Origin of the sequence: Nocardioides sp. LHG3406-4, assembly GCF_049897745.1 — a bacterium.
In the GTDB taxonomy this organism is placed as follows: Bacteria; Actinomycetota; Actinomycetes; order Propionibacteriales; family Nocardioidaceae; genus Nocardioides.
This window is the reverse complement of the sequence record NZ_JAFCWV010000001.1, coordinates 206,110-228,263: the sequence shown is the minus strand read 5'-3', so window position 1 is coordinate 228,263 and position 22,154 is coordinate 206,110. Positions and strand designations below refer to the sequence as shown.

26 protein-coding genes are annotated in these 22,154 nt (G+C 70.9%); 11 read left to right on the top strand and 15 right to left on the bottom strand.

Annotated elements, in window-relative coordinates:
• Positions 1–11: 11 nt before the first annotated feature.
• From glpX to ACP7BP_RS01080, 5 genes are read right to left on the bottom strand one after another with little or no spacing between them, the layout of a single operon-like run.
• The gene (glpX, locus tag ACP7BP_RS01100; RefSeq protein WP_426241675.1) at positions 12–1,031 is read right to left on the bottom strand and encodes a class II fructose-bisphosphatase; all 1,020 of its coding nucleotides are present in this window, start codon (positions 1,029–1,031) and stop codon (positions 12–14) included.
• A complete protein-coding gene (locus tag ACP7BP_RS01095; protein ID WP_426241673.1) occupies positions 1,028–2,068 on the bottom strand; it encodes an ABC transporter ATP-binding protein in 1,041 nt (346 codons plus the stop codon). The genes glpX and ACP7BP_RS01095 overlap by 4 nt, the downstream gene beginning before the upstream one ends.
• Positions 2,065–2,868 carry an ABC transporter permease gene (locus ACP7BP_RS01090; RefSeq protein ID WP_426241671.1) on the bottom strand — a complete coding sequence of 268 codons (804 nt, stop codon included), beginning with the start codon at positions 2,866–2,868 and terminating at the stop codon, positions 2,065–2,067. The genes ACP7BP_RS01095 and ACP7BP_RS01090 overlap by 4 nt, the downstream gene beginning before the upstream one ends.
• A 7-nt stretch (positions 2,869–2,875) precedes the next feature.
• A complete protein-coding gene (modA, locus tag ACP7BP_RS01085) occupies positions 2,876–3,631 on the bottom strand; it encodes a molybdate ABC transporter substrate-binding protein (protein WP_426241670.1) in 756 nt (251 codons plus the stop codon).
• Positions 3,628–4,023 (bottom strand): TOBE domain-containing protein, encoded by a 396-nt coding sequence (locus ACP7BP_RS01080; RefSeq protein WP_426241668.1) that lies wholly within the window; start codon positions 4,021–4,023, stop codon positions 3,628–3,630. Before ACP7BP_RS01080 ends, modA begins: the two co-directional genes overlap by 4 nt.
• Positions 4,024–4,131: 108 nt before the next feature.
• On the opposite strand from ACP7BP_RS01080, the gene ACP7BP_RS01075 reads away from it, so the two are divergent.
• The 3 genes from ACP7BP_RS01075 to ACP7BP_RS01065 are packed head-to-tail and all read left to right on the top strand — an operon-like array spanning position 4,132 to position 5,578.
• Complete coding sequence (locus tag ACP7BP_RS01075) at positions 4,132–4,683, top strand: DUF4245 domain-containing protein (RefSeq protein ID WP_426241666.1); 552 nt, start codon at positions 4,132–4,134, stop codon at positions 4,681–4,683.
• Positions 4,684–4,714: 31 nt separating this feature from the next.
• On the top strand, positions 4,715–5,107 hold the full coding sequence (locus ACP7BP_RS01070; RefSeq protein WP_426241665.1) for a DUF5709 domain-containing protein: 393 nt from the start codon (positions 4,715–4,717) through the stop codon (positions 5,105–5,107).
• Positions 5,108–5,119: 12 nt separating this feature from the next.
• Positions 5,120–5,578, top strand: coding sequence for a pyridoxamine 5'-phosphate oxidase family protein (locus ACP7BP_RS01065; RefSeq protein ID WP_426241663.1), 459 nt, complete (start codon positions 5,120–5,122; stop codon positions 5,576–5,578).
• Between the two features lie 55 nt (positions 5,579–5,633).
• Here the strand turns inward: ACP7BP_RS01065 and ACP7BP_RS01060 are convergent, their stop codons facing one another.
• Entirely contained in the window at positions 5,634–5,849 is a 216-nt protein-coding gene (locus tag ACP7BP_RS01060; protein WP_426241661.1) for an exodeoxyribonuclease VII small subunit, read from the bottom strand.
• Positions 5,842–7,092 carry an exodeoxyribonuclease VII large subunit gene (gene xseA, locus ACP7BP_RS01055; RefSeq protein WP_426241659.1) on the bottom strand — a complete coding sequence of 417 codons (1,251 nt, stop codon included), beginning with the start codon at positions 7,090–7,092 and terminating at the stop codon, positions 5,842–5,844. Before xseA ends, ACP7BP_RS01060 begins: the two co-directional genes overlap by 8 nt.
• Before the next feature lie 88 nt (positions 7,093–7,180).
• On the opposite strand from xseA, the gene ACP7BP_RS01050 reads away from it, so the two are divergent.
• Together ACP7BP_RS01050 and ACP7BP_RS01045 are read left to right on the top strand one after the other, a co-directional pair.
• Entirely contained in the window at positions 7,181–8,176 is a 996-nt protein-coding gene (locus tag ACP7BP_RS01050) for a 4-hydroxy-3-methylbut-2-enyl diphosphate reductase (protein ID WP_426241657.1), read from the top strand.
• Positions 8,177–8,189: 13 nt separating this feature from the next.
• A complete protein-coding gene (locus tag ACP7BP_RS01045) occupies positions 8,190–8,813 on the top strand; it encodes an L-threonylcarbamoyladenylate synthase (protein ID WP_426241655.1) in 624 nt (207 codons plus the stop codon).
• On the opposite strand, the gene ACP7BP_RS01040 is transcribed toward ACP7BP_RS01045, so the two are convergent.
• The 4 genes from ACP7BP_RS01040 to ACP7BP_RS01025 are packed head-to-tail and all read right to left on the bottom strand — an operon-like array spanning position 8,773 to position 11,465.
• Positions 8,773–9,186 (bottom strand): DUF6542 domain-containing protein, encoded by a 414-nt coding sequence (locus ACP7BP_RS01040; RefSeq protein ID WP_426241653.1) that lies wholly within the window; start codon positions 9,184–9,186, stop codon positions 8,773–8,775. The two genes, ACP7BP_RS01045 and ACP7BP_RS01040, sit on opposite strands and share 41 nt — an antisense overlap.
• Positions 9,187–9,207: 21 nt before the next feature.
• On the bottom strand, positions 9,208–10,371 hold the full coding sequence (locus ACP7BP_RS01035) for a DNA recombination protein RmuC (protein ID WP_426241652.1): 1,164 nt from the start codon (positions 10,369–10,371) through the stop codon (positions 9,208–9,210).
• Between the two features lie 46 nt (positions 10,372–10,417).
• Positions 10,418–10,543, bottom strand: a complete 126-nt coding sequence (locus tag ACP7BP_RS01030; RefSeq protein WP_426241650.1) for a hypothetical protein — start codon at positions 10,541–10,543, stop codon at positions 10,418–10,420.
• 25 nt (positions 10,544–10,568) lie between these two features.
• Entirely contained in the window at positions 10,569–11,465 is an 897-nt protein-coding gene (locus ACP7BP_RS01025; RefSeq protein ID WP_426241648.1) for a DUF4231 domain-containing protein, read from the bottom strand.
• A gap of 71 nt (positions 11,466–11,536) precedes the next feature.
• Between ACP7BP_RS01025 and ACP7BP_RS01020 the strand changes: the two genes are divergently transcribed.
• Positions 11,537–12,139, top strand: coding sequence for a TIR domain-containing protein (locus ACP7BP_RS01020; RefSeq protein ID WP_426241646.1), 603 nt, complete (start codon positions 11,537–11,539; stop codon positions 12,137–12,139).
• A gap of 234 nt (positions 12,140–12,373) precedes the next feature.
• Here ACP7BP_RS01020 and ACP7BP_RS01015 read toward each other — a convergent pair whose 3' ends face one another.
• Positions 12,374–13,162, bottom strand: coding sequence for an exodeoxyribonuclease III (locus ACP7BP_RS01015; protein WP_426241645.1), 789 nt, complete (start codon positions 13,160–13,162; stop codon positions 12,374–12,376).
• Positions 13,163–13,206: 44 nt separating this feature from the next.
• On the opposite strand from ACP7BP_RS01015, the gene ACP7BP_RS01010 reads away from it, so the two are divergent.
• On the top strand, positions 13,207–13,950 hold the full coding sequence (locus tag ACP7BP_RS01010) for a CDP-alcohol phosphatidyltransferase family protein (protein WP_426241643.1): 744 nt from the start codon (positions 13,207–13,209) through the stop codon (positions 13,948–13,950).
• On the opposite strand, the gene ACP7BP_RS01005 is transcribed toward ACP7BP_RS01010, so the two are convergent.
• Entirely contained in the window at positions 13,907–15,412 is a 1,506-nt protein-coding gene (locus ACP7BP_RS01005) for a PH domain-containing protein (RefSeq protein ID WP_426241641.1), read from the bottom strand. The two genes, ACP7BP_RS01010 and ACP7BP_RS01005, sit on opposite strands and share 44 nt — an antisense overlap.
• Positions 15,409–15,927: a PH domain-containing protein gene (locus ACP7BP_RS01000; RefSeq protein WP_426241640.1), complete on the bottom strand. Its 519-nt coding sequence runs from the start codon at positions 15,925–15,927 to the stop codon at positions 15,409–15,411. Before ACP7BP_RS01000 ends, ACP7BP_RS01005 begins: the two co-directional genes overlap by 4 nt.
• Before the next feature lie 124 nt (positions 15,928–16,051).
• On the opposite strand from ACP7BP_RS01000, the gene ACP7BP_RS00995 reads away from it, so the two are divergent.
• A complete protein-coding gene (locus ACP7BP_RS00995) occupies positions 16,052–16,879 on the top strand; it encodes a hypothetical protein (RefSeq protein ID WP_426241638.1) in 828 nt (275 codons plus the stop codon).
• 230 nt (positions 16,880–17,109) lie between these two features.
• Positions 17,110–18,186: a redox-regulated ATPase YchF gene (ychF, locus tag ACP7BP_RS00990; RefSeq protein WP_426241636.1), complete on the top strand. Its 1,077-nt coding sequence runs from the start codon at positions 17,110–17,112 to the stop codon at positions 18,184–18,186.
• 38 nt (positions 18,187–18,224) lie between these two features.
• Here the strand turns inward: ychF and ACP7BP_RS00985 are convergent, their stop codons facing one another.
• Positions 18,225–20,987: an ATP-binding protein gene (locus ACP7BP_RS00985; RefSeq protein ID WP_426241634.1), complete on the bottom strand. Its 2,763-nt coding sequence runs from the start codon at positions 20,985–20,987 to the stop codon at positions 18,225–18,227.
• Between the two features lie 282 nt (positions 20,988–21,269).
• On the opposite strand from ACP7BP_RS00985, the gene ACP7BP_RS00980 reads away from it, so the two are divergent.
• Positions 21,270–21,419, top strand: coding sequence for a hypothetical protein (locus ACP7BP_RS00980; protein WP_426241633.1), 150 nt, complete (start codon positions 21,270–21,272; stop codon positions 21,417–21,419).
• Complete coding sequence (locus tag ACP7BP_RS00975; protein ID WP_426241631.1) at positions 21,416–22,126, top strand: GNAT family N-acetyltransferase; 711 nt, start codon at positions 21,416–21,418, stop codon at positions 22,124–22,126. The genes ACP7BP_RS00980 and ACP7BP_RS00975 overlap by 4 nt, the downstream gene beginning before the upstream one ends.
• Positions 22,127–22,154 lie beyond the last annotated feature (28 nt).

Here is a 22,154-nt window from a genome sequence, read left to right as displayed (position 1 = left end):
CTCCCGCCGGACTAGCTGTCGAAGTCGATCGCGGAGAAGCTGCGCAGCTTGCTGAGCTGGTGCTCGGAGGTGATCGAGCGGATGGTGCCGCTGCGCGAGCGCATCACGAGCGAGTGGGTCGTGGCGCCGTCCGGGCGGTAGCGCACTCCCCGCATCAGCTCGCCGTCGGTGATGCCGGTGGCGACGAAGAAGCAGTCGTCGCCGGTGACGAGGTCGTCGGTGGCGAGGACGTGCTCGGGGTCGAGGTCGTGCCCGGCGTCGATGGCCCGCTGCCGCTCGGCGTCGTCCTGGGGCCACAGGCGGCCCTGGATCACGCCGCCGAGGCACTTCATCGCGCAGGCGGAGATGATCCCCTCCGGGGTTCCGCCGACGCCCAGCAGCAGGTCGATGCCGGTGTCGGGTCGGGCGGCCATGATGGCGCCGGCCACGTCGCCGTCGGTGATGAACTTGATGCGGGCGCCGGTGGCCCGGATCTCCTCGACGAGCCGAGCGTGCCGCGGCCGGTCGAGGACGACGACCGTGACGTCCTCGGGGCGCGAGCCCTTCGCCTTGGCGACCTGGTGGATGTTCTCGGCGACCGGGTAGCGGATGTCGACCACGCTGGCCGCCTCCGGCCCGGTCACCAGCTTCTCCATGTAGAACACGGCCGAGGGGTCGTACATCGTGCCGCGGGGCGCGACGGCCAGCACGGAGATGGCGTTGGCCATGCCCTTGGCCGTCAGGGTGGTGCCGTCGATCGGGTCGACCGCCACGTCGCAGTCGGGACCGGTGCCGTCGCCGACGTTCTCGCCGTTGAAGAGCATCGGGGCGTTGTCCTTCTCGCCCTCGCCGATCACCACGGTGCCGTTCATGCCGATCGACGAGATCATCACGCGCATGGCGTGGACGGCCACGCCGTCAGCGTCGTTCTTGTCGCCCCGCCCCACCCAGCGGCCGGCAGCCATGGCCGCGGCCTCGGTGACCCGCACCAGCTCGAGGGCCAGGTTGCGGTCCGGCGACTGGGGGGCGACCGTGAGGTCCTTAGGGCTCATGGCCGCATGCTATCGCCGGGTTGCGGCCTGGTGGAGGGCCCGTCCGGCGACACCCCGGCCGACGCCGGGTAGCGGCGCACCGAGGTCGCCTTGACCGAGAGCCAGACCGCACGGCCCGGGGTCAGCCCGAGCTCGGTCGCAGCGGCTGGCGTGACGTCGGCGATCAGGTCAGGCTCGGCATGCACGAGCAGCCGTACGGCGTCGCCGTGGGGCGACACGTCCGCGACCACGCCGCGCCAGCGCAGGCGAGGGGATCCGACGGGCTCCTCGAGGGAGATCGCCACCGCGTCGGGCGTGAAGCTCATCAGCTCGTCCTCGTGACGCACCACGTTGAGGCCGACGAGCCGGGCGACGTGCTCGGTGCGGGGACGCTGCGACACCTCGGCCGGCGTACCGACCTGGGCCACCTCGCCGCCGTCGAGCACCACCACCCGGTCGGCGAGGGTGAGCGCGTCGATGGCGTGGTGCGTGATCAGCAGCGTGACACCGTCGTACGACGACAGGTGGCGGCCGAGCTCGATGCGCAGCGCCATCGCGACCTTGACGTCGAGACCGGTCAGCGGCTCGTCGAGCAGCAGCAGCCGGGGCTTCGTGGCCAGCGCGCGGGCGATCGCCACGCGCTGCGCCTGGCCGCCGGAGAGCTGGCGCGGCTTGCGGCTGGCGAGCTCGCCCACCCCGAACCTGTCCAGCCAGACCCGGGCGTCGGTGTCTGCCTCGGCGCGCGGCACGCCGCGGGCCCGGGGCCCGAAGGCGACGTTGTCGAGGGCGCTGAGGTGCGGGAAGAGCAGCTGGCCCTGGAAGACCAGGCCGACGCTGCGCTCCCGGGCCGGGACGGCGAGGAGGTCGGTGCCGTCGAGCCGCGCGTGCCCTTCGGCCGGCGCGAGGCCCGCGAGGGCGCGCACCAGCGACGACTTGCCGGCGCCGTTGGGCCCGATCACGGCGATCACCTCACCGGCCGCGGCCGTGAAGGACGCACGCACCCGGCCCGGCACCTCGACGCGGACGTCGAGGCCGGTGCCGGTCGGGTGGTCGCTCACGCGCCGGCCATCCGGGTGCCGAGCCAGCGGTCGCGCAGCGCGAGGAGCACGACGACCGAGACGAGGAGCATGACGAGGCTCAGCGCCAGCGCGGCGTCCTGGTCGGACTGGCGCTTGACGTAGATGAGGGTGGGCATGGTCTGCGTGGTCCCGGGGTAGTTGCCGTTGAACGTGATGGTCGCACCGAACTCTCCCAGTGAACGCGCCCAGCCGAGCACCGCGCCGGCCACGATGCCGGGCAGCGCCAGTGGCACCGTGACCCGGCGGAAGGTGGTCCACCGGGTGGCGCCGAGCGTCGCCGCGGCGGCGTCGTACTCCGGGTTCGTCGAGCGCAGCGCCCCCTCGATGCTGATCACGACGAACGGCATGCAGACGAACACGTGGGCCAGGACCACTCCCCAGGTCGTGAACGGGAAGCCGAAGCCGGTGGCGTCGAGCAGCGGCTCCCCGAGGAAGCCGGTCCGGCCGAACGCCGTCCGGAGTGCCACCCCCGCCACCACCGGCGGCAGCACCAGCGGCACGGTGACGAGCGCGCGCAGCACGCCGCGACCCCGGAAGTCGACCCGCGCCAGCACCCAGGCCAGCGGCAGGCCGAAGACCAGGCAGATGGACACCGCCGCCGTGGAGGTCACCAGAGACAGCCACAGCGCCTCGCGCAACGGCTCCGACCGGAGCTGGCTGGGCAGGTCCGGCCAGTCGGTCGCGGCCACCATCGCCACGAGCGGCACGGTCAGCAGCAGCGTCGCGACGGCGGCCGGCACCACCAGCAGCGCCGGCGCCCGGCCGAGGTTGTCCCTCATCGGTGCCTCACGGCGCGGAGAACCCGGCGTCGGCGAGCGCTGCCTGGCCCTTGTCCGAGAGCACGTAGTCGACCCACTCCTGCGCCAGGTCGGCGTCCTTGCCCTGCTCGAGCGTGGTCGTGAGGTACGACGTCAGCTGGTGCTCCGCGCCCGGGATCTCGACGGTGGCGACCGAGTCGCCCGCGGCGACCGCGTCGCTGGCGTAGACCAGGCCCGCGTCGGCCTCGCCCGACGTCACCTTGTCGAGGGTGGCGCGCACGTCGTCCTCCAGGCTCGCCGGCTCGGCGGTGACGCCGTTGGCCTCGAGGACGGCCAGGGCGACCCGGCCGCAGGGCGCCTCGTCGGAGCACCGCACCCAGGTAGCGCCCTCGAGGTCGTCGAGGCTCCTGATGCCCGCGGGGTTGTCGGGCGGGGTCACGATCGTCAGCACGTTGGTGGCGAAGGTCTCGACGTCCCCGGTGACCCCGGCGTCCTCGGCAACCTGCATGGAGGTCTGGTCGGCGGTGGCGAGGACGTCACCGGGTGCGCCGTCGGCGACCTGCTGGGCGAGGTCGGTGCTGGAGCCGAAGGAGAAGGTGACCTCGGCGCCCGTGGCCTTCTCGAAGCCGGTCGCCATCTCCTCGTAGACGTCGGTCAGCGATGCCGCCGCGAGCACGGTCAGCCTGCCGCTCCCGCTCCCGTCGTCGCCGCCGTCGTCACCGGAGCACCCGGAGAGGAGGCCGAAGACGAGGGGCAGGGCCAGGGCGGCAGCGAGCCTCTTCACGGGACCTCCACGATCACGTTGGTGGACTTGACCGATGCGTAGGCGCGCACCCCGGGCTCGAGACCGAGCTCCGTGGCGGCGTCGCTGCTCATCAGCGAGACGATCCGGTAGGGCCCGCAGACCAGCTCGACCTGCGCCATCACCGTGTCCTTGCGGACGGCCGTGACGATGCCGTGCAGCCGGTTGCGAGCGCTGACGGCTGCCGCGCGGGTGCGCTCGCGGTCGGGGGAGTCGGCCAGCGACGTGGCCAGCTCGGCGAGCGCGATGCCGTCGATGCGGGAGGGGCCGTCGCCGGGCAGCACCGGCAGCCGGCCGTTGTCGAGCCAGCGGCGGACGGTGTCGTCGCTGACGCTCAGGAGGTCTGCTGCCTCCGCAATTCTGTAGGTGGGCACGCGTGAAGTATTCCGCATGTGCGGAACACTTCCCGCAGCGGCCCCCCGCGAAGACGGACTCCCGGGCTCCCGGTCGGCCGGCGGGACCGTCCTGAGAGGATGGCCGGCGTGAGTGAGAAGCCGGGTCGGTACCAGCGCTCAGCCGCCGGCATGGTCGGTGCCCTGCTGGTCACCGTGATCGCCATCTTGGGGTTCGTGGGCCTGCGCGCGCTCAATCGCAACGACCTCGAGGCCAGCCCCGAGACGGTCGACTACCTCGAGGCGGTGCGCAACCTCCAGGGGGCCGGCCGCCAGGTGGCCTACCCGCCCTCCCTGCCCGGAGGGTGGCGGGTGACCAGCATCGACTCGGTGCCCGGTGACCACCCGGTCTGGGGGCTGGGGATGCTCACCGACCGGGGCGACTTCGTCGGCGTACGGCAGGAGGACGAGTCGGCCGACGACCTGGTCGAGGCCTACGTCGACGAGGAGGCCACGCAGGGCGACCCCGTCTCGGCGCCGGGGAGCCTGGCACCGTCGTGGGAGACCTGGACCGACCAGGGCGGCGACGTGGGGTACGCCGCCGACGTCGACGGCGAGACGGTCCTCGTCTACGGGTCGGCCGGCGTCGACGACGTGCGCGAGCTGCTCGAGCGGCTCACCCAGGACGCGCTCGCCGGTTGACGGCGCCCGCCGGCGGCGTACGGTCTCGAACATGAGCGGAGACCAGCTGCAGCCCGAAGACACGCTCGACGACCGGGGTGTCGACGACATCCTCGACGAGGGCATCTCGCCCCCGGAGCGGTATCGCGGGGTCACCGCCAAGGGCGTGACCACCGCCGAGCAGATCGAGGGCGAGACCCTCGACGAGCGGATGGCCCAGGAGGAGCCCGAGGTCTGGGAGGACGCCGACGCCGAGGCGGACGCCGACATTCTCGACGGCGACGTCGGCGGTGAGGTCGGCACCCAGCGCACCGGTCGGCTCGCGTCGCCCGACCAGGGCGGCGACAGCCCCTACAACGACCTGTACGCCGAGGACGAGGGCATCGACGGCGCCGGCGCGAGCGCCGAAGAGGCCGCGATGCACACGATCGACGAGCCGGAGTAGCGCGTCCCGAGCATGACGAACGTCGACCTCGCGCGCTCGATCCTCGACGACTCCTCCTACGTGGTGCTCGCGACTGCTGACGCGACCGGGATGCCGTGGGCCTCGCCGGTGTGGTTCGCGCAGGAGGACTACCGAGAGCTCTTCTGGGTCTCCTTCCCCGGGGCGCGGCACTCGCAGAACATCGCGGCGCGCCCGCAGATCGGCATGGTGGTGTTCGACTCGACCGCCACCCCGGGAGCCGGGCAGGCCGTCTACATGCGAGCCGACTGCGAGCAGGTGCAGGACCCGACGTCGCTCGCAAGCGGGATGGCGGTGTTCTCCCGGAAGGCGGAGCGCCAGGGGATGCCCGCCTGGGGAACGGAGCGGGTGTCCGGCGAGGCCCGCCTCCGCCTGTACCGGGCGCGGGTCCGGGAGCACTCCATCCTCGACCCCGACTCGCCGTACGACGAGCGGGTCGACGTCCGCCCGTGACCCGAAGGTCGGGGAGCGCCCGCGTCGGCCCGGTAGCGCCGAGCGCGACCGTTCCTCAGTCGCCCGCGTCGCCCTCGACGACCTCGTCGAGGCGCTTGCGCGCGCCGTCGAGCCAGGCCTGACACGCCGTGGCGAGCTTCTCGCCGCGCTCCCACAGCGCGAGCGACTCCTCGAGGGTGGTGCCGCCCGCCTCGAGGGTGCGCACGACCTCGACCAGCTGCTCCCGGGCGTCCTCGTAGGAGAGCTGGTCGGGTGCGGACGTGTCAGCCATGGGTGTCTCCCTCGGATGGGTGGTCGAGCGTCTCGACCCGGTCGGTGGTGGCGTGGACGCGGCCGTCGGAAACGCGCACCGATACGGCCTGGCCGGCGGCGACGCCGGCGATGGAGGTGATGACGTGACCGTCGGCGTCCTGCAGCACGGCGTACCCCCGCTGCAGGGTGGCCAGCGGGGACAGCGAGCGGGCCCGCGCCCGGTGATGGTCGATGTCGTCGGCGGCCCGGTCGAGGCGGTGGGAGAGCGAGCGCCGAGCCCGCTCGCGCAGCGCGCCGAGCTCGTCGACGCGGGCATCGAGCAGGGTGCGCGGGTCGGCGAGCGCCGGCCTCGAGCGCAGCACGTCGAGACCGCCCTGCTCCCGGTCGAGCCACTGGCCGATCAGGGTGCGGATGCGACCGCGCGCCCAGACGACCCCCTGGAGCTCCTCGACCACGTCGGGCACCAGGCGTCGGGCCGCATCGGTGGGGGTCGAGGCGCGTACGTCGGCGACCAGGTCGAGCAGCGGCTGGTCGGGCTCGTGGCCGATCGCGGAGACCACGGGGGTGCGGATCGCGTGCACGGCCCGGATCAGGGCCTCGTCGGAGAAGGGGAGCAGGTCCTCGAGGGACCCGCCGCCGCGGGCGATGACGATCACGTCGACCTCGGGGTGCCGGTCGAGCCGCTCCACCGCCTCGATCACCTCGCTCGCCGACCGCGGCCCCTGCATGGCGGCGTACGCCACCTCGAAGCGGACCGCGGGCCAGCGGCGCGTGGCGTTGTCGATGACGTCACGCTCAGCCGCGGACTTCGGTGCGGTGACCAGGCCGACGCAGCCGGGCAGGAACGGCAGTGAGCGCTTTAGCTCGGGGGCGAAGAGGCCCTCGGCGGCCAGCAGCTGGCGCCGGCGCTCCAGGCGGGCGAGCAGCTCGCCGAGGCCGACCATCCGGATCTCCCGGGCCTGCAGGGAGAGGGTGCCGCGGTTGGGGTAGTAGGACGCCTTGGCGTGGATCACCACGCTGGCGCCCTCGACCAGCGGCGGGTCGAGGCTGTCGAGCAGGCTGCGCGCGCACGTCACGGTGACCGAGATGTCGGCCACCGAGTCGCGCAGGGTCATGAACACGGTCTGCACGCCGGGCCGGCGGGTGACCTGGGCGATCTGGCCCTCGACCCACACACTGCCCAACCGGTCGATCCACGACGAGATCGCGCTGGCGATCTGCCGGACCGGGGCCGGCTGCGTCGGAGAGGTCTCGAGGGCCACGGCGGTGAGCCTACGGGTGGGCGAGGACACCCGGCCGCGGCACGGTCTCGACTTCGCCGGGCCGGCATGCCCACCTAGACTCGGATCCATGACCGACCTGGGTGTGCCCGCCGTCCTCAGCGCCGAACAGGCCAAGGCCGTGCTGCTCGCCGCGCCCCGGGGCTACTGCGCCGGCGTCGACCGGGCCGTGATCACCGTGGAGAAGGCGCTCGACCTGTACGGCGCCCCGGTCTACGTGCGCAAGCAAATCGTCCACAACAAGCACGTCGTCGCCGACCTCGAGTCACGGGGGGCGATCTTCGTCGAGGAGCTCGACGAGGTGCCGACGGGTGCCACCGTGGTGTTCTCCGCCCACGGCGTCTCGCCCGAGGTGCACCGGCAGGCCGAGACCCGCGACCTCAAGACGATCGACGCGACCTGCCCGCTCGTGACCAAGGTCCACCACGAGGCCAGGCGGTTCGCGTCCGATGACTACGACATCCTGCTCATCGGGCACGCGGGCCACGAGGAGGTCGAGGGCACCGCCGGCGAGGCGCCCGAGCACATCCAGCTGGTGCAGTCGCCCGACGACGTCGCCTCCATCGTGGTCCGCGACCCCGCCCGGGTCGCCTGGCTCTCCCAGACCACCCTGTCGGTCGACGAGACGCTCGAGACGGTCGCCGCGATCCGTGAGCGCTTCCCGCTTCTGCTCGACCCGCCCAGCGACGACATCTGCTACGCCACCCAGAACCGCCAGCTCGCCGTCAAGGAGATCGCCCACGACGCCGACCTGGTGATCGTCGTGGGCTCCGGCAACTCCTCCAACTCGGTGCGGCTGGTCGAGGTGGCCCTCGAGGCCGGCGCCAAGGCGTCGTACCGCGTCGACGACGCCTCGGAGATCGACGAGGCCTGGCTCGACGGCGTCGCGAAGGTCAGCGTCACGTCGGGAGCCTCCGTGCCGGAGGAGCTCGTGCAGGGGGTGCTCGCCTACCTCGCCGAGCGCGGCTACCCCGACGCCCAGGCCGTGCACAGCGCCGAGGAGTCCCTCATCTTCGCCCTGCCGCCCGAGCTGCGTCGCGACCTGCGCCTGGCCCAGCGGGCCTGACCGACTCGACGCCATGGCCCGCTTCCTCGACCTGCACCCCGACAACCCGCAGCCGCGCCTGGTCGCCCAGATCGTCGAGGCGCTGCGCGACGACGCGCTGATCGCCTATCCCACCGACTCGGGCTACGCCCTGGGCTGCCAGCTCGGCAACCGCGACGGGCGGGACCGCATCCTCCGCATCCGCGACCTCGACGAGCGCCACCACTTCACGCTGATGTGCAGGGACTTCGCCCAGCTCGGTCAGTTCGTGCACGTCGACAACTCGGCGTTCCGGGCGATCAAGGCGGCGGTGCCCGGCCCCTACACGTTCATCCTGCCGGCGACCGGCGAGGTGCCGCGCCGGCTGATGCATCCCAAGAAGAAGACGGTCGGAGTGCGGATCCCCGACCACGTCGTCGTCTGCGCGATCCTCGAGCAGCTCGGCGAGCCCATCCTCACCAGCACCCTGATCCTGCCCGGGGAGGAGGAGGCGCGGACCATCGGCTGGGAGATCAAGGAGGACCTCGACCACCAGGTCGACATCGTGGTGGAGGCGGGGGAGACCTCCGCACAGCCCACCACCGTCGTCGACTGGTCGGAGGGCGAGCCCCAGGTGCTCAGGGTCGGGGCCGGGGATCCCTCTCGCTTCGAGTCCTGAAGGCGAGCGTGGCCAGGCACAGCGCGTAGCCGGCCACCAGCGCACCGCTGTGGTGGGCCAGCCCGCTGACCACGGCCTGGACGACGCCGTCGTGCTCCTCGGCGATCGCGCGGGGCACGGTCAGACCGATCAGCGTGAAGACCCCGACCATCATCAGTGGCGGGAACACGCCGACGGTGAAGAAGTCTCGGGCCCGGACGGCGAGCGCCAGGGCCAGGCAGAGCACCACGAAGCACAGGTCGAAGAACAGCGACAGCTCGCCCACGAGCAGCACGTTGACGACCACCACGGTGAGGACGGCGGCGAGTCCGAGGGCCACGACGTGGCGTCCCGGCTCGACTCCGGCGGTCGGGAAGGAGCGGGTCTGGCTCACGCGGTCACCGTACGGCGGGGCTCAGGCTCCGCTCGCACGCCGCGCCGTGTCGTCGCCTGATGCCTCGGGGTGGTCGCGATCGCCCCACGACAGGTCCAGCGAGTCGTCGAGGGGGTCGGCGTCGCGCCCCAGCGCCCGGAGGTCCCGGGAGAACTCCGTCGCGGCCAGGCTGCGCGTGGTCACCTCGACCTGTGCCGGCTCCTCGAGGGCGTCGTCGGTCACGCCGAGCTCGCTGAACTTGCGGGCGGTCACCAGCACGCGGCCCTCGATGGAGCCGACGGCCTGGTTGTAGGCGCCCACGGCGGCGGTCAGCGAGCGGCCGAGGCGGGTGAGGTTGCCGCCCATCGTGGCCAGCCGCTCGTGCAGCTCGCGGCCGAGGCGCTGCACCTCGGCGGCCTGGTCGGCCAGCCGCTCGTGGGACCAGCCGTGCGCGACCGTGCGGAGCAGGGCGATCAGGGTGGTGGGCGTGGCCAGGATGACGCGCCGCTCCGCGGCGTACTCGAGCAGGTCGGTCTGGGCGTCGAGTGCCGCCGAGAGGAAGGCCTCGGCGGGCACGAACATCACCACGAACTCCGGCGACTCCGGGAGCGCCTTCCAGTAGGCCTTGTCGCCCAGGCTGTTGACGTGGTGGCGCAGCTGGGCGGCGTGCCGGGTGAGGTGGTGGGCGCGGAGCTCGTCGTCGGTGGCCGTGGCGTCGAGGAAGGCGTCGAGGGGCACCTTGGCGTCGACGACGATCGAGCGCCCGCCGGCCAGCCGGACCACCAGGTCGGGACGCAGCGCCCCGCCGGCGAGCCGGGCCTGCTCGGTGAAGTCGCACCGGTCGACGAGGCCGGCGAGCTCGACGGCCCGGCGCAGGTGCAGCTCGCCCCACCGGCCCCGCACCTGGGGCTTGCGCAGGGCGGTCGAGAGCGAGGAGGTCTCGCGGCGCAGCGTGTCGGTGCTCAGGCGCATGCTGTCGACCTGCGCGTCGAAGTGGCCCTGCCACTGCGCCCGCTCGCGCTCGAGGTCGCCGAGCTGGCGCTGCAGCCGGTCGAGCCCCTGCGCGACGACGGCCTGGTCGGCCGCCCGCGCCTCGAGCGCCGTGGTCGCCTGGTCGACGCCTCGGCTGCGGGTCCACAGGTGGCCGACGAGCACCCCGAGGGCGAGCCCGACGGCGAGGGTGAGGAACAGCGTCACGATCTCCATGGCCCGAGCATGACCGGGCCCACCGACAGTCGGCCCGACAGTCTGCTCAGTCCGACAGGTCGACGACCCCGGGCGCGTGGTCCGACGGGGACCCGGTGCCCTGGGCGGGGTCCCGCTCGTCGCGGTCGATGAACGCGCCGGTGACTCCCCGAGAGCGCTGGGGCTTCGTCATGCCGAAGAGGCGAAGCGGGCGTGGTTCATGGTTCGTTGCGGGATGCCAGCCACAGCGTGTGCTCGCGGCTGATGGCCTCTTCGGCGTTCTCGACCTCCTGGGCCCACGCGGCCTCGTCCTCGGCAATGTCCAACCTGGCTTCTGCCTGTGCGAGGTCGGACACTGCTGCGGAGTACGCACGTGCGTTGAAGTCGTGCTGCTTCGTCTCCAGCCACGCCACAACAGCCACCACGAGTGCCGCTAAAGCGGGTCCGAAGAGGGGCACGGACTCCGAGAACGCAGAAAGAAGCGAAGCGACGACTCCCAAGAACTCAGTCGCGACGAGAGCGACACGCCACTGTGTAGAGCGCTCCTTGTTGTACTTGGCCTTCTTTGCGTACCAATCCTTCTGGTCAACCAATCGTAGTCTTCGGTAAACCTCCTTGCGCTCGCTCCAAGAATCCTGACGCTGCTCCCTCATCCACTGACTTACGGCAGGTACGTTGACGGCTTCTAGGCCAACGTGGCTGTACTGCCTCTGGATTCCATTTAGCCTGTCGAGAAGACTTCGCGTCGTGTCTTCCTCCGACATGTCCGGGTCGTTGAAAGGCTCCCCCCTTACGGCATACTTCCAAGCCAATGTCTTTGCAGACTCTGCGATTGCTCTCGCGTCATACCATGTCTTGTCTGGGCGACTCTTCCAGAGAAACCCTTCGACTAGCAGTGCCCCAACGAAGAGAAGCGTGGACGCGACTGCGAGAACGTCGATGTTCGATGCCCCTACTCGCCAGGCGGTCACTCCGAGGGCGGCAGCGAGGACGACCAACCCGAGGCGCAGTCTGGTTCCGTCCACGAAAGCGGTCTGCGCGTTGAGCGATGACTTGTCGGCAGCCTGAAACAGTTGCGGCATGTCGTCGTCGGTCACCTTGCGGAGGGCGGGCATGTCCACATCATGCACGCAGAGTGTCGGCGCGGGGCGCTACCGTGCCACCACCAACTACAAGGGGGGTTCGGATGGGTCATTGGCAGCAGCAGCGAGTGCAGGAGGTTGCTCTTAAGGCCGCAGCACGCAAGGTCGACAGCACGCGACACAAGTGCTTCGTGTCCTACCACGCTGCAGACACCGACGAGGTAACGCAGTTCCTCGACGACTTCGGGACCGAGTTCATCGCCAAGACCATTGGTGTAACCGATGAAGATGACTTCATCGACAGCGAGGACACGGGCTACATCATGGACCAGATTCGGACCAAGTACCTGGGGGACTCCAGTGTCACGCTCGTCCTGCTCGGCTCTTGCACGTGGGCTCGACGCTACGTGGACTGGGAGGTTTACTCGTCACTGCGGAGTAGCAAACACAGCAAGGTCAACGGCCTCCTTGCCGTTCAGTTGCCCAGCGTTTCGGGCAAGTCGATCACGCTGCAGGCGCGGGTCAACGACAACATCGAACGCGACTCCAACAGCAACGACATCGGCTACGCCCGGTACTACGTGCACCCGGGGTCCAAGGCGTCGCTTCGCTCCTGGATTGACGACGCCTTCCGCGCGCGGACCGCGCGGGCATCACTCATCGACAACACGCGGGCTCGTCGCGTGAGGAGCGCCAGCTGCCCATGAGCGGGCGGCCGGTCTGACCTGCACGAACGTCTCTTCCAAATGAACCGGTCCCAGGTATTGCCATAGCCTGACTAGGCCCCGGATGAGCCTCAGAGCCTCCGGGGCTTTGTCATGTCCGGATGCCCCCGGAACTTTCCACCGGTGTGCCTGACCTGCACCGACTCCATGAGGTCCACCGGCCCCGGAACCCTGGAAGGTGCCTGCCCGGCAACTCCCCGAGAGTGCCGGGGTTTGTCATGTCACGTCTACGACGACCGGCGCATGGTCGGAGGGTGCTCCGGCGTACTTGTCAGGGTCCCGCTCGTCGCGGTCGATGAACGCGCCGGTCACCCGGCTCGCGAACGACGGCGAGCCCAGGACGAAGTCGATCCGCAGCCCGCGGTTGCGCTCGAAGCGCTGCCGGTAGTAGTCCCAGTACGTGTACACGTCCGGTCCGGGCGCGAAGGGACGCACCACGTCGGCCCAGCCCTCGTCGAGGAAGGCCTGGAAGGCCGCGCGCTCGGGTGGCGTGACGTGCGTGGAGTTCCTGAACTGCGCCGGGTCGAAGACGTCCTCGTCGGTCGGGCAGACGTTCCAGTCGCCGGCCATCGCGGCGTCCTCGCCCAGCCAGGACCCCGAGGCCTCCCGCAGCCGGGAGAGCCAGTCGAGCTTGTAGACGTAGTGCGGGTCGGCGGGCTTGCGGCCGTTGGGCACGTAGACCGACCAGACGCGTACGCCGCCGCAGAGCGCCCCGACGGCTCGCGACTCGGCCGCCACCGGGTCGCCGTACCCCGGCATCCCGTCGAAGCCGACACGGACGTCGTCGAGCCCGATCCGGCTGATGATCGCCACGCCGTTCCACTGGTTGGTCCCGACCGCCGCGACGTCGTACCCCATCGACTGCAGACCCATCAGCGGCAGCTGGTCCTCGCGCGCCTTGGTCTCCTGCAGGGCGAGCACGTCGACGTCGTGCCGCTGCAGGAACGCCTCGACGCGGCCGATGCGAGAGCGGAGGGAGTTGACGTTCCAGGTGGCGAGACGCACCCGGTCACCCTAACGACGGCCGGCAGACCACTAGCGTGGTGCCCATGGAGAAGCTCGCCGCCTGGTCGGTGCACGCCTACACCGCCGTCGGCTCGGTGCTGGCCCTCCTGATGGTGCACTACGCCTATCGCAGCGACGAGCAGACCGTGCTGTGGCTCTTCCTGGTCGCGATGTTCGTCGACGGCACCGACGGCTTCATGGCCCGGCACTTCCGGGTGAAGCAGGTGGTGCCGCAGCTCGACGGCGCCCTTCTCGACAACATCGTCGACTACCTCACCTACGCGTTCGCGCCGATGGTGCTGCTGTGGGCCAACGGCTACCTTCCCGACGGTGCGTGGGGCGGCGTCGTGGCGTCACTGCCCCTGGTGGCGTCGTGCTACCAGTTCTGCCGCTCCGACGCGAAGACCGACGACCACTTCTTCCTCGGCTTCCCCAGCTACTGGAACGTCGTCGCGTTCTACGTCGTGGTGGCCGCCATGTCGGTCACCACCACGACCGTGCTGCTGCTGGTGTTCACGGTGCTGGTGTTCGTGCCGGTGAAGTACCTCTACCCGTCGCGCACCGAGGACCTGTGGTACCTCAACATGACCTTCTCGGCGGCCTGGCTGGCGGTCTTCGGGGTGATCGTCGCGCAGCTGCCCGACCCGTCGACGGCGCTGATCCTGGTCTCGCTGGCCTACCCGGTCTACTACGTCGTGGTGAGCCTGTGGCTGACCGCGAAGACGGCCCACCGCTCGCGCCGGCTCAGCTCGTCGGATCGTCCTGCAGACCCGGCAGCCACGCGCTGAGCACCCCCGGGGTCGCCGCGTCGGCGACCTCGATCGCCCGCTCCAGCGGCACGTCGACGATCCGTACGCTCTCGGCGCCGGCCGCCGTCGTGGCGACCAGGGTGGCGAGCCCGAGGCGCCGCTGGAACCACGTCTGGGCGACGACCCAGCCGATGATGCCGTCGGCGTCCAGCACCGTGCGCCGTCGCGTCGTGGTCCCGTCCCCCGAGACCAGGTGCTGCGTCGTACGCGCGTGCCCGAGGTGGCGGTACGCCGACTCGCCGAGCACGACGCCGAGGCCCACGACGGCCACGGCCAGGACGACCGCGGGCCACCAGGGCAGGTCGAGGACGACGGTCGCGACCACCGCGGCGACGACCAGGAGCGCGGGGAGGTAGAGCGAGCCGCTGTAGCTGCGTCGCCGGGCCAGCGGACCGTGCCGACGCAGCGGCACGTCGAGAGGCTCCGCCCCTGGGAGAACGTCGGCACCGACGCGGCGCGCGACCTCGACCGGAGCCGGGGGCAGGATCTCGGTCACGCCGTTCGCGACCCCGGTGGAGAGGGTCGACAGCTCGGCGCCGCCGACCAGGCGCAGCAGCAGGGGCTCGTCGAGCACGAGCCCGCGCACGCGAGCCTCCTCGACGCTGATGGACTTCGTGGTGAGGAGGCCGGCGGTGAGGTGCAGCGTGCCGTGCTCGCGGGTGAGGCGCAGGCCGAACCACTGCACGACGTAGCCGGTCACGGAGATGATGACCCAGGCGATGAGGGCGCCGACGAACAGCGCGAGGGCGACCAGCGGGATGGCGAACGAGACGACCCACTCCCAGGCGCTGGACAGATGCTCGCCGTCGAGGAACGGCAGGTCGTCGGCGAACTGTGACAGCGCGCCGAGCGCACCGGCGACGATGACGAGCCGGGACAGGCTGAAGGGCGCGAACCGGAGCCACGACCAGTCGATCGTGGCCAGCACCTCCGGCTCCTGGCCCGGCGGGGTCGGCCGGTCCGGGGGAGTCGGGACCACGTGTTCCGCCGGGTCTGCTGGAGTGGTGACCCGGCCCTCCGCCAGGAGCTGGTGCCGCAGCTGGGCCGCGTCGCCCTGGGCGATGGCGTCGAGCTTGATGCGGGTCTCGTCGACACCGGTGCCGATGCTGACGGTCGTCACGCCGAGGATCCGGTGGAGGAGCGAGCTCTCCAGGTCGACGCTGCGTACGCGGTCGAGCGGAGCGGTGACCTCCTTCTTGTTGAGCCAGCCCGAGCGGCGCTCGAGGGCCGTCTCGGTGATCCGGTAGCGGGTCGTGAGCCAGGGCAGCAGTCCGATCGCCACCGGCACCAGCGCGATCGGCACCGACCACCACCAGTCCAGCCCGCCTGAGCTGCTCACGCCGAAGATGGCGATGACGGCCGGCACGAGGAACTGGCGCAGGGCGCGTGCCGGCCCGATCACCAGCAGCCGCGGGTCGAGGCGCTGCCACTCGGACCTCACGTGGCGTCGCCCTCGCCGGCGCCGGTGATCGCGACCAGGTCGGCCACCACCCGCTTGGCCTCCTCCTGGTCGAGGCCGACGATGGTCAGCGGCCCGGCGGCGGAGGCGGTCGTGACCACGAGGGTGGAGAGCTTGAAGAACCGCATCAGCGCGCCCTGCTGGGAGTCGACGGTCTGCACGCGCGACAGCGGCGCGATCCGCGTCTCCCGGTTGATCCAGCCGGAGCGGGTGTGGATCGCGGTCCCGGTGACCTCCCAACGGTGCACGCGGAACCGGATGCTCGGCATCACCGCGACGTACGCCACCTGCACCAGCACCAGCACCACCAGCAGCAGCGTCGCCCACCACGGCCGGTCGTCGTCCAGGACCATCGGCAGCACGACGTACGCCGCCACCGCGAGCGCGACGAGGACCAGCGCGCCGATCGCCGCCCCCAGGCGCCAATAGGGCACCGCCCGGGGGCTCACCTGGTGGGCTGGTTCTCGCAAGGTCGTCGCGGCCGCTGAGTCGGTCATGGCTGGAGCCTTCCAGAACTTGCATGTTGTCGCATCGCACGAACCTGGCCCGTGTCAACGGTGGCGTACCACTGGTCTGGACCAGTTGTATCGGCGGTGTCCGCAAGCAACCGGAGGAACTCTCATGACACGTAGCAGGATCAGCAGGATCGTCACCGCCCTGGTCGGGGTCTCGGCCCTGGCGCTGAGCGGGGCGACGGTCGCGGATGCGGCCCCGGCGAAGGACAAGGCGCCCTCGTTCAAGAAGTTCGAGCGGTCGACCTACCAGGACACCGACGGTCAGTACCTCGTCAACGGTGACGAGCCGATCTCGAGCACGCACTCGCTGCGCACCTTCTACCGGCAGGTCTTCGACAAGCCCGGCAAGACCAACCGGCACAAGGTGCGCGGTCTCGTCGTCAACACCGTCGCTGGCGCGGACGACCGCTGGAGCGCGGGCCAGGCCCAGAACCTCACCTACTGCGTCAGCACGGCGTTCGACGCCGACCACGACGCGATCGTCGCGGCGATGGCCGAGGGCGCAGGACTGTGGGAGAGCGCCTCGTCCGGGGTGAACTTCACCTACGTCCCGTCGGCCGACAGCAACTGCGTGACGAGCAACAACTCGGTGCTCTTCCCGGTCGAGCCGGTGCAGACGTCGCAGTACATCGCCCGGGCCTTCTTCCCGAGCAGCGGCGACTTCGAGCGCAACGTGCTGGTCGACGACTCGATCTTCTTCTCGGGCTGGTCGCCGGGCAACGTGCTGGGCCACGAGCTCGGCCATGCGCTCGGCTTCCGGCACGAGCACACCCGGCCCGAGGCCGGCGCCTGCTTCGAGGACTACAGCTGGCGCCCCCTGACGCCGTATGACTCGGCCTCGATCATGCACTACCCGCAGTGCAACGGGTCGAGCGCCGACCTGACCTTCAGTGCCACGGACGGCACGGGGGTCCGGGCGCTCTACGGCCCCTGAGGTGCGACCCGGTGCACGCTTCTGCCAATAGTTGCAGTGCACAGACATGAGGCAGCGTTCGGCGTACACGCGGTCGCTCCTCGGCTTGGCTTGGCCCAAGACCCGAGTCCTGGCCCCATCCCGGAACCGGACGTGATCACCGAACCGACCCCGCGGACCCCATGCCGCGGGGTCGTTCGGCGTCCGGGTGATTGGGTCGCGGGTCGCCAGCAGACCTAGACTCACCGCCCGTGGCACTCACCATCGGCATCGTCGGACTCCCCAACGCGGGCAAGTCGACCCTCTTCAACGCGCTGACCAAGAACGACGTCCTCGCGGCGAACTACCCGTTCGCCACCATCGAGCCGAACGTCGGCGTCGTCGGCGTGCCCGACGACCGGCTGCCGCGCCTGGCGGAGGTGTTCGGGTCCGCGAAGGTGCTGCCCGCGACGGTGGAGTTCGTCGACATCGCCGGCATCGTCCGCGGCGCCTCGGAGGGCGAGGGGCTCGGCAACAAGTTCCTCTCCCACATCCGTGAGTCGGCCGCCATCTGTCAGGTCACCCGCGTCTTCCGTGACGAGGACGTCACCCACGTCGACGGCGAGGTCAACCCGGCCAGCGACATCTCCACGATCTCGACCGAGCTGATCCTCGCCGACCTCCAGACCGTGGAGAAGGCGATCCCGAGGCTGGAGAAGGAGGCGCGCGGCAACAAGTCGCTCGTCGCCAACCTCGAGGCCGCCCGGGAGGCGATGGCCGCGCTCGAGGCCGGTACGCCGATCAGCTCCACCAAGATCGACCGCCTGCTCCTGCGCGAGCTCTCCCTGCTGACCGCCAAGCCGCTCATCTACGTCTTCAACTGCGACGCCGACGAGCTCTCCGACGATGCCCTGAAGGAGCGGATGCGCGAGCTGGTCGCCCCTGCGGAGGCGATCTTCCTCGACGCGAAGTTCGAGGCCGAGCTGGTCGAGCTCGACGACGACGAAGAGGCCCGCGAGATGCTGGCCGAGATGGGCGTCGACGAGCCCGGCCTCGAGACGCTGGCCCGCGTCGGCTTCGACACCCTCGGCCTCCAGACCTACCTGACCGCCGGCCCCAAGGAGACGCGGGCCTGGACGATCAAGAAGGGCGCCACCGCGCCCGAGGCCGCCGGGGTCATCCACACCGACTTCCAGCGCGGCTTCATCAAGGCCGAGATCGTCTCCTTCGACGACCTGATGGCGGCCGGCTCGATGAACAAGGCCAAGGAGGCCGGCAAGGTGCGCATGGAGGGCAAGGACTACGTCATGGCCGACGGCGACGTCGTCGAGTTCCGCTTCAACGTGTGAACCGGCGCGCCCTCCGAGCTCAGTCCGGGCCAGGGACGTCAGGGCGCGGGCGACGTCTGCCGGTCGTCCTGCTCGTCGAGGACCAGTTCGAGCGCCTGGTCGAGTGACAACCGGGCGCCCTCGGCGTAGAGCTGCTCGTACCGCTCGTCACCGACCGCCGTCCTGATCTCGCTCACGACTCGGGCGTGCTCGGGCACGTCGCCGGGGTGGCGCCGAGCACCGAGGACCCGCAGCGCCTCGTCCGAGGCCCCGATGAGGACTGCTCCGCGCTCCGACCGGCCCAAGCCGTGCTCGGGGCCGGCCAGCTGCGAGATCGTCCAGGCCGCCATCAGTCGCCGACCGAGTGACCAGCAGATCCGGAGGGCCCGGCGGGTCAGTCGCTGTGCCTCCTCGAAGTCGCCACGGTGGTCGGCGAGATAGCTGAGGTTCGAGAGGAACACGCTGACGTACATCTCGTCGTCGAGGGCGCTGGAGATCTGCAGCCCTTCCTCGTACGCCGCCTGCGCGAGCCGGTCCTCGCCGGCGACGCGGGTGAGCTCGCCACGGATGTTCAGGACCTGCGCGATGAGGGCTGGGCCTCCGACGCTGCGCCCGAGCGCCAGCGCCTCGTCGTTGATCTGCATGGCCAGCTCGTACTGGTCGGGCTCCGCCAGGTACGTCGCGGACTCGACGGCACGTGCGTAGGCGAGCAGCCGGGTCTCGCCGAGGGCGCGGAACAGCTCGGTGGCACGCTGCCAGTGGTCCCGGGCCTCGGGCTGACTCCGTGGGAAGGCCAGGAACCCTGCCGCCAGGCGGATGCGGGCCGTCACCGCGGGATCGAGATCCTCCTCGCCCGACAGCATCTCGCCCACCCAGTGCTGGCCCTCGGCGTGGTGGCCCTCGAGGAACCAGTAGGCGCCCAGCGCGGCCGTGATGCGAGCGGTCAGCGGCCGGTCGCCGGTGCGCCGTGCCCAGTCGTGGGCGGCGCGCACCTCCTGGAGCATCTCGGTGATGTCGTCGAGCCACCGACCGGCCGCGTCGGTCCACCGGCGCTCGTACAGGTCCTCGACGAACGCCGCGACGTACGCAGCGTGCGCCGCTGCGACCAGTTTCCGCTCGTCCTCCTCGAGCAGCCTGGCGGCGTGCTCACGCACGAGCGCCAGCATGGCGAAGCGCGGCTCGTTGCGGTTGCCGGTCGTCCGGCGCACGAGGCTGTGGTCCACCAGCACGCTGAGGGGATCGACCACGTCGCCGTCGTCCCACACCGCCTCGACGGCTTCGAGCGGCACCGCGCCCTTGAAGGCGGCGAAGCGGGCGAACAGACGCTGCTGGGCCGGCCCGAGCAGCTGGAGGCTCCAGTCGATCGTCGCCGGGATCGTCTGCTGGCGGTCCGGAAGGTCCCGTCCCACCGCTGTCGCAGAGCCCAGCCGGCTGGCGAGGCGCTGACGGAGGAGCGGCGGCGGGAGGGTGCGGAGGTGCCCGCCGGCGATCTCGATAGCGAGCGGAAGACCGTCGACGGACCTGCAGATCGCCGTGACGTCGTGGAGGTGCTCCTCGAGCTCGAACCGCGGGTCGACGGCCGTCGCCACCTGCTCGAAGAGAGCCACCGCATCAGCGAGACCATGCCGATCGCGGCCAGGGTCGACGGAAAGGGGCTGCACCTCGAAGACCTGCTCGCCGGCAACGCGGAGGCGTGCGCGGCTGGTCACCAGTACCCGCAGGTCGCCGGACCAGCTGACCATCTCGCCCACGAGGTCCGCTGCCTCGACGACGTGCTCGAAGTTGTCGAGCACGAGCAGCAGGGACTGCTGGTGCAGCGCCTCCTCGAGCATCTGGACGACGTTCTGGTTCTCGCCGGCACGAATGCCGAGCTCCCGCACGATGAGCTCCGGGACCAGGCTCGGGTCCTGCACCTTCGTGAGGTCGACGTAGCAGGCTCTCTGCGACGTCGAGTCGACGTAGGCATGGGCGACCTCCGCTGACAGCCTCGTCTTGCCGACTCCTCCGATGCCGAGCAGCGTCACGAGCCGGTGCCGGTCGAGCAGGGCGAGGACCCGACCCACGTCGCGATCGCGTCCCACGGTGCGGGTCGGGGGGCGAGGCACGCGCGTGGCCCTCCGGTTGGGGGTGAGCCTGCCGGGATCGACCGCAGGCATGGCCCGGACCTGCGCCAGCAGTGCTCGGGCCGCGGCTCCTGGTTCGACACCGAGCTCGTCGCGCCACAGCTGCGCCATCGAGTCGAGGTGGCGCAGGGCCTGGCCCCGGTCACCGTCGGCGACGTACTGGCGGACGACACACAGGTGTGCCTCCTCATCCAATGGCTCCGCAGCGAGGAGGTCGGACCATCGGCCGGTCGCCCGCAGCAGACCGAGGTAGCGCATCCGGAGGCGCTGACGCTCCGCGTCCGCCCAGGGCTCGTACAGGTCGTCGGGCAGCAGGTCGCCCGTGTAGAGCTCGATCGCCGGTGCGGCAGCCGAGGGGTCGACGGCCGCCGCGGCCCGGTCGAAGAGCTCCGCGTCGATCACGACCTGGGCTTCGGGGAGGAGCGTGACGGCGTCACCGGAGAGCACCACAGCGCTCTGCACGCCCAGCGCCGTCCGGGCGTAGTGGGTGGCCTTGTGGAGGCGCGGCGCCGCTTGGTCGAGGAGCAGTTCCGGCCACAGGATGTCCATCAGCTGCTCGCGGGGCAGTCGCCGTCCCGGGCGCAGCGCGAGCACCTTCACCAGGGCGGCCGCGTGACGCCGGGTCCATGCCTGGGCGGGGACGGGCCGGCCGTCCACGACGACCGAGAACCCACCGAGAAGGTTGATGGCGACCTGCATCCCGCCTCCCAGCGCCTGCGCGGCGACTCTACGCTCGCGAGTCGCCCGGGCTCGACCGCTTTCCGGGGTCCGAGCGGGTGGACCCGGAGGGCCCGCACTCTCACGGTGACGCCCCGCGCGTGAGCGGTCAAGGTCGTCGAGATGCTCGCCGCCTCGAGGGGAGGGCGATCGCACCTTCCCCGGGCTGCCTCGATCCTTCCGCGCGGTCCCGATCCCGGGGAAGGCTCCGGGAAGGATCGTCGTCGAACCTCTGGTCACGAACCGATCGACCTGGAGGTCCTGATGCACAACAACCTGAACGCCGTACTCGCCAGCTCCCGTGGGCGGGAGCTCCACACCATCGCGCACCATCCCGAGCGGCTGATGGCACGCGAGCTGGAGCTGGCGCGTGCGCGCACGTCGCGCTGGAGGTTACGAGGGACACCTCGATGAGCTCGACTGGACGGATCGAGGTGACGTCGATGCTCATGACCTTGTCGGGTCCTTCCACCCGAGCGTGGAGCCACCTCGACGCCCGGCTTCCTGACGGTGGAGCGGTCGTCCTGCGACCGCTCCGCCCGGGTGAGACTGAGGCCCTCGAAGCCGTGTTCGACGGTCTGTCGCCGCGGTCGCGACGACAGCGGTACCTGACGTCGATGCCGCGGCTGCCGGGCTACGCCCGACGAGTGCTCGCCAACGTCGACGCCCGCGATCACGTGGCCTGGCTGGCTCTCGTCGCAGGGCGACCGGCAGGCATCTGCCGGTACGTCCGGACCGGCCGCGACACGGCCGAGCTGGCCTTCGAGGTCGTCGACGCCGAGCAGGGGCGCGGAGTCGGGTCGGTCCTCGTCGACGCCGTCACCACGGTCGCGCGGGCGAGCGGGGTCGAGTGGCTGGAGGTCGTCGTCGAGCCCGACAACGCAGCATCCGTGGTGTTGCTGACGAGGCTCGGCATCCGGCTGCACCTGAACGACGGCCTGCTCGAGGGTCGCGGGAGACTCCGCCCGCTCGACCCGCCGTCCGGGGTCGACCGAGGCGCCGTCCGTGCTGCGGCCATCCAGCACGCTGGTGCGATCGAGGACGACGAGGTCGCCGGGGGATCGGGACATGAAGCAAGCAAGCCGAGGGAGGCGCGTGACGCCGAACTTGCTCCCACGTAGGTGTCGTATCGGCCCACTGCCGTTCGTA

Coding starts and splice junctions, on each gene's coding strand:
- glpX (WP_426241675.1), bottom strand. CDS start 1,031: ATGAGCCCTAAGGACCTCACGGTCGCCCCCCAGTCGCCGGACCGCAAC.
- ACP7BP_RS01090 (WP_426241671.1), bottom strand. CDS start 2,868: ATGAGGGACAACCTCGGCCGGGCGCCGGCGCTGCTGGTGGTGCCGGCC.
- ACP7BP_RS01070 (WP_426241665.1), top strand. CDS start 4,715: ATGAGCGGAGACCAGCTGCAGCCCGAAGACACGCTCGACGACCGGGGT.
- ACP7BP_RS01065 (WP_426241663.1), top strand. CDS start 5,120: ATGACGAACGTCGACCTCGCGCGCTCGATCCTCGACGACTCCTCCTAC.
- ACP7BP_RS01060 (WP_426241661.1), bottom strand. CDS start 5,849: ATGGCTGACACGTCCGCACCCGACCAGCTCTCCTACGAGGACGCCCGG.
- ACP7BP_RS01050 (WP_426241657.1), top strand. CDS start 7,181: ATGACCGACCTGGGTGTGCCCGCCGTCCTCAGCGCCGAACAGGCCAAG.
- ACP7BP_RS01045 (WP_426241655.1), top strand. CDS start 8,190: ATGGCCCGCTTCCTCGACCTGCACCCCGACAACCCGCAGCCGCGCCTG.
- ACP7BP_RS01035 (WP_426241652.1), bottom strand. CDS start 10,371: ATGGAGATCGTGACGCTGTTCCTCACCCTCGCCGTCGGGCTCGCCCTC.
- ACP7BP_RS01030 (WP_426241650.1), bottom strand. CDS start 10,543: ATGACGAAGCCCCAGCGCTCTCGGGGAGTCACCGGCGCGTTCATCGAC.
- ACP7BP_RS01025 (WP_426241648.1), bottom strand. CDS start 11,465: ATGCCCGCCCTCCGCAAGGTGACCGACGACGACATGCCGCAACTGTTT.
- ACP7BP_RS01020 (WP_426241646.1), top strand. CDS start 11,537: ATGGGTCATTGGCAGCAGCAGCGAGTGCAGGAGGTTGCTCTTAAGGCC.
- ACP7BP_RS01010 (WP_426241643.1), top strand. CDS start 13,207: ATGGAGAAGCTCGCCGCCTGGTCGGTGCACGCCTACACCGCCGTCGGC.
- ACP7BP_RS01000 (WP_426241640.1), bottom strand. CDS start 15,927: ATGACCGACTCAGCGGCCGCGACGACCTTGCGAGAACCAGCCCACCAG.
- ACP7BP_RS00995 (WP_426241638.1), top strand. CDS start 16,052: ATGACACGTAGCAGGATCAGCAGGATCGTCACCGCCCTGGTCGGGGTC.
- ACP7BP_RS00985 (WP_426241634.1), bottom strand. CDS start 20,987: ATGCAGGTCGCCATCAACCTTCTCGGTGGGTTCTCGGTCGTCGTGGAC.
- ACP7BP_RS00980 (WP_426241633.1), top strand. CDS start 21,270: ATGCACAACAACCTGAACGCCGTACTCGCCAGCTCCCGTGGGCGGGAG.
- ACP7BP_RS00975 (WP_426241631.1), top strand. CDS start 21,416: ATGAGCTCGACTGGACGGATCGAGGTGACGTCGATGCTCATGACCTTG.